At 33.1% G+C, this 12721-nt stretch carries 5 protein-coding genes, 1 pseudogene and 1 CRISPR repeat array; of the genes and pseudogenes, 4 read left to right on the forward strand and 2 right to left on the reverse strand.

All coding sequences use genetic code 11. The annotated features are described in order from the left end of the window. Positions 1-54: 54 nt before the first annotated feature. From EKM02_RS11335 to EKM02_RS11345, 3 genes are all read left to right on the forward strand, one after another. Entirely contained in the window at positions 55-537 is a 483-nt protein-coding gene (locus tag EKM02_RS11335) for a DUF5606 domain-containing protein (RefSeq protein WP_126455216.1), read from the forward strand. An 81-nt stretch (positions 538-618) separates the two neighbouring features. After that, a complete protein-coding gene (gene mazG / locus EKM02_RS11340) occupies positions 619-1392 on the forward strand; it encodes a nucleoside triphosphate pyrophosphohydrolase (RefSeq protein ID WP_126455218.1) in 774 nt (257 codons plus the stop codon). Between the two features lie 47 nt (positions 1393-1439). Next, on the forward strand, positions 1440-2888 hold the full coding sequence (locus EKM02_RS11345; protein ID WP_126455220.1) for an APC family permease: 1449 nt from the start codon (positions 1440-1442) through the stop codon (positions 2886-2888). Positions 2889-2899: 11 nt separating this feature from the next. On the opposite strand, the pseudogene EKM02_RS11350 reads toward EKM02_RS11345, so the two are convergent. Further along, positions 2900-3435, reverse strand: a pseudogene (locus tag EKM02_RS11350) (Crp/Fnr family transcriptional regulator). Positions 3436-4082: 647 nt separating this feature from the next. Then, positions 4083-6071, reverse strand: coding sequence for a DUF349 domain-containing protein (locus EKM02_RS11355; protein WP_126455222.1), 1989 nt, complete (start codon positions 6069-6071; stop codon positions 4083-4085). A gap of 440 nt (positions 6072-6511) precedes the next feature. Between EKM02_RS11355 and cas9 the strand changes: the two genes are divergently transcribed. Further along, a complete protein-coding gene (cas9, locus tag EKM02_RS11360; protein ID WP_126455223.1) occupies positions 6512-9982 on the forward strand; it encodes a type II CRISPR RNA-guided endonuclease Cas9 in 3471 nt (1156 codons plus the stop codon). A 96-nt stretch (positions 9983-10078) separates the two neighbouring features. After that, positions 10079-12272: a CRISPR direct-repeat array (repeat unit 35 nt; unit sequence GTTGTGGTTTGATTAAAGATTAGAAAACACGATAT). Positions 12273-12721 lie beyond the last annotated feature (449 nt).

A 12721-nucleotide genomic window follows, 5' to 3' on the forward strand; every position in this document is an offset into this window, starting at 1 on the left:
TGGTTTCAAATAAAAATAAATAAGTCAAATTCTTAATAATAATTCCACAATAACATGAATTTAGAAAAAATATTAGCCATTTCTGGTAAACCAGGTTTATATGTATTGAAAGTGCAAACAAGAACCGGATTTGTAGCAGAATCTTTAGCGGATGGAAAAAAAATCACCGTAAACTTGAAAAGCAATGTAAGCTTACTATCGGAAATTTCAATTTATACCTATGAAGGCGAAAAACCTTTAGCGGAAATCATGCAAAAAATTGCGGATAAAGAAAACAAAGGCGCGGCGATATCCCATAAAGAAGACAACACTACATTGATGGCTTATTTCAAAGAAGTTTTACCTGATTATGATGAAGAAAGAGTATATCCTTCTGATATCAAAAAAGTGTTGAACTGGTATAATATGCTTCAAGCAAAAGGACTTGTTACTGATGAAGCTCCTGCTGCTGCAGTGACCGAAGAGGTTGCAACCGAAGAAACTCCAGTAGCGGAAGTTAACGCTCCTGCTAAAAAAGCAAAAGCTAAAAAAGAATAATCATATTTTAAAATACTATTTAATCCTGTTCAGTTGTTTTTCTGAACAGGATTTTTTTATTTTTACCAAAAACTATTTCTGATGAATTTAAGACAAAACCAACTGCAAGCTTTCGAAAGATTATTAGATATTATGGATGATTTGCGTGAAAAATGTCCTTGGGACAAAAAGCAAACCATGCAAACGTTGCGTCACCTTACCATCGAAGAAACCTATGAATTAGGCGATGCTATTTTAGACAATGATTTGAACGAAGTCAAAAAAGAATTGGGTGATTTGTTGTTGCATATTGTTTTTTATGCCAAAATAGGAAGCGAGACGAACGATTTTGACATGGCTGATGTGTGTAATGAAATTTGTGAAAAGCTAATTCACCGTCATCCCCATATTTACAGTGATGTGGTGGTAAAAGACGAGGAAGAAGTGAAACAAAACTGGGAAAAACTAAAACTCAAAGAAGGTAGAAAGTCCGTTCTGGAAGGTGTTCCAAGAAGTTTACCCGCATTAGTAAAAGCAAGCCGAATCCAGGAGAAAGTAAAAGGAGTGGGTTTTGATTGGGAAGAATCGCATCAGGTTTGGGATAAGGTTCAAGAAGAATTAGACGAATTACACGTTGAGGTTGAAGCAGGAGATCAGGATAAAATTGAAGCCGAATTTGGGGATGTTTTATTTTCAATGATCAATTATGCCCGATTTTTAAATGTAAATCCAGAAGATGCTTTGGAACGAACCAATAAAAAATTTATCAAGCGCTTTCAATATTTGGAAAGTAAAGCAGGAGAATTGGGAAAACCTTTAATGGATATGACACTTGCTGAAATGGATGTTTTTTGGGAAGAAGCGAAGAAACTATAGTGTTTATTATTAAATAATTAAATTAGGATCACTTATAAAATTATCCAATGTCAGAAAATAAAATCGAGTTAAAACGTTCTTTAGGATTAATCGATGCCACGAGTTTAGTTGCCGGTTCCATGATAGGATCCGGAATTTTCATTGTAACATCAGCCATGGCAAGAGATATTGGTTCTGCTGCCTGGTTATTAGTTATTTGGTTGGTAACGGGATTAATCACGGTTGCCGCGGCATTGAGTTATGGAGAATTGGCAGGAATGATGCCTAATGCGGGCGGACAATTTGTATATATTCAACGCGCTTATGGGCGATTGGTTTCTTTCCTATATGGTTGGACTGTTTTTACAGTAATTCAAACGGGAGTTATTGCGGCTATAGCGGTTACTTTTGCGAATTATGCCGCTATCTTCTTTCCTGTTTTAGATCAAACTCTTTTTAGGGTTGGTACTGGTTTTATTTTTTCGTATCAAAAAGTATTGGCTATTTTTAGTATAATCCTGTTAACCTACATCAATACCAAAGGAGTAGAAAGCGGAAAAACAGTTCAGTTGCTCTTTACTTCGGCAAAATTAATAGCGCTTTTTGCCTTGATAATTTTAGGATTATACGTGGGTCTGCAAACGGATGTTTTGTCCAATAATTTCGCAACTATGTGGGAAGCCAGCAAAACGGTAGTCAATCCTGACGGAACAATTACAGTAACAAAATTAGCAGGAATGGCTATTTTGGGAGCAGCAGGAGCTACCATTATTAATTCCTTGTTTTCTAGTGATGCTTGGAATAATGTCACTTTCATTGCAGGGGAAATTAAAGAACCTAAAAAGAATATCCCCCGTAGTTTGTTTCTTGGAACCTTAATTGTTACTGTTATTTATGTTTTAGCAAATCTGGCGTACTTGGCTTTATTGCCAATGCAGGGAGCTCCAAACGCTGCTGATATTGCCAGTAACGGAATCATGTTTGCCAGTAATGATAGAGTAGGAGCGGCCGCAGCAAGTATGATTATGGGAAATGTAGGCGTTTTTGTAATGGCTGCATTGATTATGGTTTCTACTTTTGGATGCAACAGCGGATTGATTCTTTCGGGAGGACGATTATTTTTTGCTATGGCAAAAGACGGACTTTTTTTTAAACAAGCTACAGAACTTAATAAAAATCAGGTTCCGGCCAAAGCATTGTGGGTGCAGTGCATTTGGGCTTGTATGCTTTGTGTTTCAGGAAAATTCGGGGACTTATTAACCTATGCTACTTTTGCGTCATTGTTGTTTTATATCCTGACTATTCTGGGAGTTTTCATTCTTAGAAAAAAAGAACCCAATGCCGATAGGCCTTATAAAGCGTTTGGATATCCGGTTGTACCCGCACTTTATATTGTGGTGACATCAGCCATTTGTCTGACTTTACTGATTTATGATACCTTCAATACGGGATTGGGATTGTGCATTGTGGCGTTAGGAATTCCGGTGTATTATTTTGTAATGAACAAGAAAGAGTAAAGCAAATGGAATTAATTAGCTAATTTTTTGAGTGAATTGATGTCTTTTAAAACGATTTTTTTACCGGTTAATTCAATCAATCCTAGTTTTTTTAAATCCGAAAGTAAACGGATACAGCTTTCAATGGCTGTTCCAATCATGCTGGCTAGTTCATTTCTCTAAAGTTGTACTTTTAAGGAGTTATCTTCGTTTTTTCCAAAGGTGTCATGCAAATAGAGAAGTGCCTCGGCTAATCTTCTCTTGACTGTTTTTTGGGCTAAATGCACCATGTGATCGTCGGCTTCTTTTAGATCACCGCAAATGCTTTTCATCACATTCATCGAAAACTGATTGTTCTTGCCAAAGCATCCCATCACTTCTGATTTTGGAATATAAATACCATCTTTTATACAGTAAATACCGTTTACATTCTCTCCCTCTTCAAATATAACCGCTCCTTTTTTAATACTATGGGATGTTTTACAATAAGAAAGTTTTATTAATTCGTCTTTCGTTAAGGCATTTAAAGAGCTAAATTCTCTGACGATACATGTTCGCATTTGCTCATATTCTTTTGTATTACATTCGGATTAGAAATAATTTCAAAATTTAGTCTTATCAAAAGTAAGGAGAAATAAAAGCATTTGGTTGTTTAATAATTTGAAAGTTGGTGCATTTTATCACTATCCAAAAATAGTAGAGTTACACGGACAAAGATGTTGTCTCTCTGGAAGTAAAACAATTGACAGAGATGGAAAATAGATTTTTTGATTCTAGTTTTTTCAGTAAACCTAAGAAAGCAATAATATATTACAAATGACGCTGCCAAATCAAAACCCTTTTTAGAGGATTCAAAAGAAGTGGAATCAATATAGAACATTCTCATGTAACTGATTTGGAAAGATTAGAAAACTCTTTTTACTGACAATAGTAGCTTTTGTAAGCTGTTATAAAATTGAAGACTATTTGGATAAGGAAAAAAAAATACAGAAAAACACAGAGTAGAAGAGCCGTAAGTGTATTCAAATATGGATTAGATTATTCGTCAAAATTTCTTTTGACTGGTTTTAAGTGTTTACACTACACTCTGTTTAGCTTTTTGTTATGTATTCAAATAGGAACGTTAAATATTGAAATCAGCTAAGTCATTTTTGACCATAAAAAAACCTCGAGCAGTTTACCCTCGAGGTTTTGATCATTAGTACGTGCTGAAATTTATTCGGTTTTTAAGTTTCGTAATTGTTTGAGTTTTTCTTTCCAAACATCAAGACTCTCTTTATGAATAGCAATGTTTTTACGAACTTCTAATACGATGGAATTTTCTTTTTTTGCATTTCGGGTATTGGCAAAGAATTGAATGTTATTTTCCAATTGAAAAATTTCATTTTGAACTTCATCAATTTTACGCATTACAAAAATCTTTTCATTATCTAATTTGCGCGTATCATGGCTTTCTGACAAATGATCCATTCTGTTTGAGAAACGCAACATGTCAGTATCTTTTTTACTCAAACTTAATTTTTCAAAAAGGGCATCCAGTATTTTGTTAAATTTTCCCTCAATATGTCTTCTTGTGAACGGTACTTTACCAAAGTTTTTCCAGGTTTCAATATGCAATTTTATGGAGTCTAAATCTGTTTTATGATCTCCGATCAATTGGAACTCTCTTAAGGTTTCCAGGTAGATTTTTTTAGCATCAAAAGCGGCTACTTCTTCGCCATTTTCCTCATTTTTTTGCTCTTTTAATTTGTCAAAATAATGATTGCAGGCATCCTTAAACTCTTTCCATATTTTATCCGAATATTTTCTTGGTACATGCCCTATTTGTTTCCATTCATCCTGAATTTGTTTCATGATAGGAGTTGTAGCATCAAAATCAGTGCTTTCCTGCAATTCTTTGGCTTTAGCTACAAGAGCTGTTTTCTTGCTTAAATTGTCGTTTTGGTCTTTCTTAATGTCTTTATAAAATGAATTTTTGAAAGAATTGAAATTTCTTACAGCAGTTTTAAAACTGGCCCAAGTATCCTCATTTACCTCCGATGGCACTTTTCCGGCAGAGAAGAAAGCAGTTCTCAAGGCTTCTACCTTTTCTATTTGAGCCAGCCATTGAGAATGTGCATTCACTTTCTCGGTCGCCAAAACTTCAATTTGAGCAATAATTTCTTTTTTCTTTTCTAAATTCTCTTGTTCAGTTCCTCTTTGATTTTCGAATAAAACTTCCCGTTTATCATGCATTTGCTTGGTCAAATCACTGAATTTATTCCAAATATCATCTCGATGTTCTCTAGATACCGGTCCAATATCCTCCTTCCAGATTCGATGTAAATCCTGTAGTTCTCTGAAGGCTTTGTTAATATCAGCTTCAGTGACCAATTCTTCAACACGCGCTACAATTTTTTGTTTTTGTTCTAAGTTGTGTTTGAAATCCAAATCTCTCGCTTCCCGGTCTAAATGCAGATAATCATAGAAATTTTCCACATGAAAATGGAAGTTATTCCACACGTGGTTGTATTTGTCCTTAGGAATTGGCCCGGCAGTTTTCCATCGTTCTCTTAAATCATTAAAATGTTTTAAGGTGTCTTTGATGTTTTCCTGAGGGTTAATCAACTCTTTTAATTCCTCAACAATGGCCAAACGATTTTCTAAATTTGTTTTTAGATTCGTTTGCAAGCTCTTGAAATGGGTATTTTTAGTATCTCTAAAAAGAGAGTAATAAGTATCAAATTGAGATTTCAACGGAGAATGATATTGAAATTCTTCGTTAGGGTCTTGATTTTCTGCTAGAAATTCTTCTTTTTTTTCTTCGAGGAGGTGGTTGTATTTAGCTAAAAATGCTTTTTTAATTTCTTCAATATGCTGTTTAAAAGTCAAAATTTTGTCGCTGGAAACTAAATTTTTCAGTTCGTTGACCAATACTTCAAGTGATAAGGTATCATAATCCTGCATCGGAATATCGTGACTTTCTTTGAGTGTTTCGTCTTCACTTTCAGCTGCATTTGTTTGTGTAATGGCATGAAGCGCAGTTGTATTTGCTGTTTCTGGCGCTATTACATTCTCTTCGGCGGGAACAGCAGCTTCGGGTTCATTTGTTGGATCAGTGGCGTGAGTTGCTAAAACGTTTGATTCTAATGAATTAGATTCAACAGTATTTTTGTCTAATTTTCCGTCTGCTTCAGGCAGGTTATCATTCTTTTCTTCTAACATTTTTTCAATGTGTAAGGTTTCTAAATAGATTCAACTCGAAAGATACTAAAGCAGTATGAAAATACAAAACAAAAACTTAATTTATAGTCATTTTAGGTTAAATGGCTTTTTTTTGGAGCTATTTCCTGCTGTCCGCTGTATTCCCAATTAATAAAAACTACGGCTGAAAAGCCTTGTTTTTCTAAATCGGGAGATGCCGCTTCCATCAGGGCTAGGCATTTGGGTTAAAATTATGAATTGTTTTCAAAAAAAGTCCCACCGAAGCAGGACTAAAGATTTTCATCTACGGCATATAGCCTTATTGTGATAAGATTAAAGATTAGAAATTTTAATCAGTTGTAAATATACCTATAAAATAATTAGGATACAATGAGGGAAACCGTAAAGCAGGTAATTATTTTCTCCGTAGCTTTAAAAATTCTTACAAAATACAGATTGTTATGGCAAAAATATTAGGATTGGATTTAGGGACAAATAGCATTGGGTGGGCTTTGATTGATGATAAATTAAATGAAATTATAGGAATTGGAAGTAGAATATTTCCAATGGGTGTTGAGAATTTGGGAGATGGAGATAATGAAATTTCCAAAAATGCAAGTAGAACTGGAGCAAGAGGGACAAGAAGACAGTTTTTTAGAAAAAAGTTACGAAAGAAAGTTTTACTTAAAGAATTAGCTTCTTTAAATATGTGTCCATTAACAAATCAAAATTTTGATGATTGGAAAACTACTAAAAAGTTTCCGTCTCAAGAATTAGCTTCTTGGTTTGCACTGAATCCTTATGAATTAAGACATAGAGCATTGAATGAAAAGTTAAGTTTTGAAGAAATTGGGCGTATTTTTTATCATTTAATTCAACGAAGAGGATTTTTAAGCAATAGCAGAAGCGCAGGAAAAGATGATGGTACTATTTTTAAAGGCAATGCCAAAGAGGGTAAAACAGGAATTGATGAAACTAGAGAACAAATTGAGAATAAAACATTAGGCTCTTATTTTTATGAAATTTCACCCAAAAAAAATCAACCTTTCACAGATGGTTTGGAGCGCATTAGAAATAGATATACTACTCGCCAAATGTATGTTGATGAATTTGAAGAAATTTGGGAATATCAAAAAAAATATCATTCTAATTTAACTCACGAAATAAAAGAAAAAATTGGAGGGAGAAAGAATGATGAAGGTTTCAAAGAAGATGGTATTTTATTTCATCAACGCCCTTTGCGTTCTCAAAAACATTTAGTTGGTAATTGTACATTCGAACACAATAAAACAAAATGTCAATTAAGTGCAATTCCTTTTGAACTATATAGATTGCACCAATGGATTAATACGGTTGAATATAATGGTCATAAGTTACACGCCGATGAAAGAAAGTTAGTTTTTAATTTTCTAATTGAAAAAGAGAAACCAAGTTTCAAAGAGATTCGCAAAGCTATCAACAAGCTCGACGCCATTTATAAATTCAATTACAAAGATGAAGATAAAATTATAGGAACGCATACTATATCTAATCTATGTAACAAGAAGTTCTTTGGAAAAAAATGGTTTGATTTCACAGAAAAGGAACAAGAGGATATTTGGCACGTTTTATATTTCTTTGACAGCAAAGACAAGGTAAAAGAATATGCCATTAAAAATTGGGGTTTTGATGAAACACAAGCAGAGGCTATTTCTAAATTTAACTTAAAAGACAAATATGCCAGTTTAAGTCGAAAAGCAATTAACAATATTTTGCCGTTTTTAGGAATGGGATTTCAATATGATATTTCCGTCGTTCTTGGCGGAATAAAAAATGCTTATGGTCAAAATTGGGAAACTTTAAACAGTAGTGACAAAGGTTTAATTTTGGATAATGTTTATGAAATTGTTCGCTCTAATTTTAAAGGAGGATTTATAGAACCTTTGAAACATTTTTTGAAAATGGATTTACATTTTTCGGACAAACAATTAGCCAAATTGTATCATCATTCTGTTAATATTGATGAAAAGATATTACTCGAAAGACTTCCTGTAAATGCTAATGCTGACAAAGAAATTCAAGCCATACGAAATCCTGTTGTCATAACTGCATTATTTGAAATCAGAAAATTAGTAAACGAAATTGTCGATGAATATGGAAAACCAGATGAAATAAAAGTGGAACTAGCTCGAAACTTGAAAGCTTCAAAATCAGGTAGAAGAGAAGAAAGAAATCGGCAACAAAAATTAGAAAGAGAAAATGACAGAGTAAAAGTGGAACTCAATAATTTGGGGAAACATATTTCTCACGATAATCTTTTACTTTATAAACTTTGGGAAGAATGCAAGCGTACTTGTCCATATACAGGAAGAAGTATCGGTGTAACCCAATTGTTTAGTGGTGAAGTTCAAATTGAACATATTCATCCTTGGAGTAAATCCCTTAACGATAGTTTTATGAATAAAACACTCTGTTTTGCTGATGAAAACAGAGCTAAAGGAGACAAAACGCCTTTTGAATTTTATAGTTTACAGGGAGAAAATAAATGGCACGAAGTAAAAGAAAGAGCGTTGAAATTATTTTCGGACACAGCACAATATCCAAATAGTTATCAAAAGTTCAAACGTTTTGTACAACAAAAATTCGATGATGATTTTGCAAGTAAAAATTTAAATGATACGAGATATATAAGCAAGGAAGCTAAAAATTATATGTCTAAAATTTGCAAAAAAGTATCCGTTTCACCTGGGCAAATGACAGCTAATTTGCGTCAAAAATGGGGGTTGAATGCCATTCTAAATCCAGAAGACAAAACCAAAACTCGAGAAGATCACCGTCATCATGCAATTGACGCTTTGGTGATGGCTTGCGGAACGGTAAGTCATTTGCAAAAATTATCCGAATGGAATAGATACGACAGAAAACCTGAAAATAAAAACTTTCCATTGCCTTGGGATGGTTTCGTAAAGGATGCCGAAGTGGCAGTGGATAAAATTCTGGTTTCGCATAAAAAATTAAACAATATAATAACTGTTAGAACTCATAAAACAGAGAAAAACGGACAGGTTTATAGAAATGTTGGCGTAGCTGCAAGAGGACAATTACATTTAGAAACTGTTTACGGTCAGAATAAAAATTGTAATGAAGATGAATATGTTTATAGAGTAGATATTAATAAATTAAGTTTTGCACAGCTTACAAATATTTTAGATGCCAATCTGAAAAAGGTTATAATTGATGATGTATTGACAAAGTTTAGCAATGATGAAATTCAATTTTTTGATAAGATGATTGATAAGGAAAAGAATCTTGATAAAAGTAAACAAAAACAAATTAAAGAGAAAGTTGATAAAATATTAAAGGAAAATTCTTTTTTTATGCCAAATGAAGGAAAAAGGTATTTGCGTTTGAATAAAAAAGAACCTGAAAATTTTAACAGAACACCTGTTCCAATAAAAAAAGTCAGAGTAAAGAAAGTATTAAGTAAAGCAGAGCGATTGAAAGAAGATATAAAACAATTTGTAGATCCAAATAGTAACCATCACGTATTAATTTATAAAGACGAAAAAGGAAATTTAAAAGAAGATGTTGTTACTTTTTGGACAGCTGTGGAACGCAAACGTCAAAAACAAAAGGTATTTCAATTGCCAGTGGATGGAGATAAAATCGTCACAACTTTACAAATAAATGATATGTTTTTATTGGGGTTGAAAGAAGAAGAAATAGATTGGAAAAACCCGAATTATGAAGATTTGAAAGAGAGTTTATTCAGAGTTCAGAAGTTGTCTTCTAAATTTTATGAATTTAGATTGAGTAAAGAAGCTTCAATTCAAAATAATGTTTTGCCTTATTATAGAAGAATAACAGGTTATGGAGAAGGAATAGGAGGTTGGCAAACACATAATCCAATAAAAGTAAAAATTTCGGTTTCAGGAAAAATTGAAAAATTGTAAATTTGAATGTTCTTTGACATTTCGTTCGACATCTTAAACAGCCAAACCACAACTGAAAGGTATGGCATCCGCCCAGCAGGGATGCAGTAGCTTTCAGTTGTGGTTTGATTAAAGATTAGAAAACACGATATCAGAACTGATAGGGGTTTTATTCGTACCGTGTTGTGGTTTGATTAAAGATTAGAAAACACGATATTTGGTCTATACCGTTGTTTACAGAATTTCCGTTGTGGTTTGATTAAAGATTAGAAAACACGATATACAGGTTACGGCATACATGTACGAGCTTCGGTTGTGGTTTGATTAAAGATTAGAAAACACGATATCTATCCATAAAATTAGTTGTATTGATCACAGTTGTGGTTTGATTAAAGATTAGAAAACACGATATTAACACTGCCGTAGGTATAGAAGCTTTGACGTTGTGGTTTGATTAAAGATTAGAAAACACGATATTCGCAATATTTCACAATTTTTTCACCACTAGTTGTGGTTTGATTAAAGATTAGAAAACACGATATAATGCCACCTTTGCAGTAGTACCGTTAGACGTTGTGGTTTGATTAAAGATTAGAAAACACGATATTCGCAATATTTCACAATTTTTTCACCACTAGTTGTGGTTTGATTAAAGATTAGAAAACACGATATAATGCCACCTTTGCAGTAGTACCGTTAGACGTTGTGGTTTGATTAAAGATTAGAAAACACGATATAACGGCCGTAAGAGCTATAATATTAGATGTGTTGTGGTTTGATTAAAGATTAGAAAACACGATATTTGCTATCAATTTTAACTTCATCACATAAAGTTGTGGTTTGATTAAAGATTAGAAAACACGATATAATAGCTAACAGAGTTTACGCTAATAGAATGTTGTGGTTTGATTAAAGATTAGAAAACACGATATATTCCCAACTAATCCTTGTACAAGAACATTGTTGTGGTTTGATTAAAGATTAGAAAACACGATATATTCCCAACTAATCCTTGTACAAGAACATTGTTGTGGTTTGATTAAAGATTAGAAAACACGATATAAAACACGATATATTCCCAACTAATCCTTGTACAAGAACATTGTTGTGGTTTGATTAAAGATTAGAAAACACGATATACTGTCCATAAAATTAGTTGTATTAATTACTGTTGTGGTTTGATTAAAGATTAGAAAACACGATATCATTATTGATGATATTGTGCCATCAAAGTGGTTGTGGTTTGATTAAAGATTAGAAAACACGATATTAAATACAAATAAGGGCTAATTAGAATATCGTTGTGGTTTGATTAAAGATTAGAAAACACGATATAACCAACAGTCAAAAGCTTCTTTATTTAACGTTGTGGTTTGATTAAAGATTAGAAAACACGATATTGACGAAACCATGACTGCATACCAATACTTGTTGTGGTTTGATTAAAGATTAGAAAACACGATATTTTCCCCCGCAACTTTAGCTAACCAAGGAGGTTGTGGTTTGATTAAAGATTAGAAAACACGATATTTGCCTTTTTCGTTATTTACTAATGCTTCAGTTGTGGTTTGATTAAAGATTAGAAAACACGATATTCGGCTTGACGTGGTGAGAAACCGTATTTCGTTGTGGTTTGATTAAAGATTAGAAAACACGATATTAATGTTGCTAAAGATGGTGACGATATAGCGTTGTGGTTTGATTAAAGATTAGAAAACACGATATGACACAAACTATCTACCAAACTAAAACCGTGTTGTGGTTTGATTAAAGATTAGAAAACACGATATGTACGGTTTTTTTACGCTTTGGATAGAGTAGTTGTGGTTTGATTAAAGATTAGAAAACACGATATACAAGTTGCATATATCATCATAATCTAGTAAGTTGTGGTTTGATTAAAGATTAGAAAACACGATATTTCCGAATGGATTAAAGACATGCTCGCAGAGTTGTGGTTTGATTAAAGATTAGAAAACACGATATGCATTGCAAACGCTTATACAAAGTTGTGCGGTTGTGGTTTGATTAAAGATTAGAAAACACGATATCATATCCTTGGAAGAGTTCAGGGAATTTTGGTTGTGGTTTGATTAAAGATTAGAAAACACGATATATTAGAAATAAACCAAAAGCGCAACTATACGTTGTGGTTTGATTAAAGATTAGAAAACACGATATCTTATTGATACACGGAAGCAAAATTAATTCGTTGTGGTTTGATTAAAGATTAGAAAACACGATATTAATGCGGTATTCTTGAATTCCATCACTTCGTTGTGGTTTGATTAAAGATTAGAAAACACGATATAGTTGGCTTGTTACCTTCTAATTATCAAAGTAATATGGGTGAATGTCGTATAAAAAAATGCCTCTTTTTTGGATTGATATCCCAATATTGAGGCATTTTTTTATTTCTATCAATAAAAATTCGATAAATGGTAGTAGAATCATAGTAAGAGGCAAGATTCAATGATTAATTTTTAGTGCAATCTGCAGGAACAGGTCGCGACCTGTCCGTACGTTAGAGATTAGTCACAAAATAATTTATATTTTTTTACGATTTGTGTGTAGGATAGGAAATGTTGTTTAGGGAATGTGAATAGGGCAGGAATAGGGCAGGAATAGGGCAGGGACAGGTCGCGACCTGTCCGTACGTTAGAGATTAGTCACAAAATAATTTATATTTTTTTACGATTTGTGTGTAGGATAGGAAATGTTGTTTAGGGAATGTGAATAGGGCAGGAATAGGGCAGGAAT

The organism is Flavobacterium sp. RSP49 (assembly GCF_003968735.1).
Classification (GTDB): Bacteria; Bacteroidota; Bacteroidia; order Flavobacteriales; family Flavobacteriaceae; genus Flavobacterium.

Bases quoted from the DNA above. Each gene is read 5' to 3' on its own strand.
- mazG (WP_126455218.1), top strand. From the start codon at position 619: ATGAATTTAAGACAAAACCAACTGCAAGCTTTCGAAAGATTATTAGAT.
- EKM02_RS11345 (WP_126455220.1), top strand. From the start codon at position 1,440: ATGTCAGAAAATAAAATCGAGTTAAAACGTTCTTTAGGATTAATCGAT.
- EKM02_RS11335 (WP_126455216.1), top strand. From the start codon at position 55: ATGAATTTAGAAAAAATATTAGCCATTTCTGGTAAACCAGGTTTATAT.
- cas9 (WP_126455223.1), top strand. From the start codon at position 6,512: ATGGCAAAAATATTAGGATTGGATTTAGGGACAAATAGCATTGGGTGG.
- EKM02_RS11355 (WP_126455222.1), bottom strand. From the start codon at position 6,071: ATGTTAGAAGAAAAGAATGATAACCTGCCTGAAGCAGACGGAAAATTA.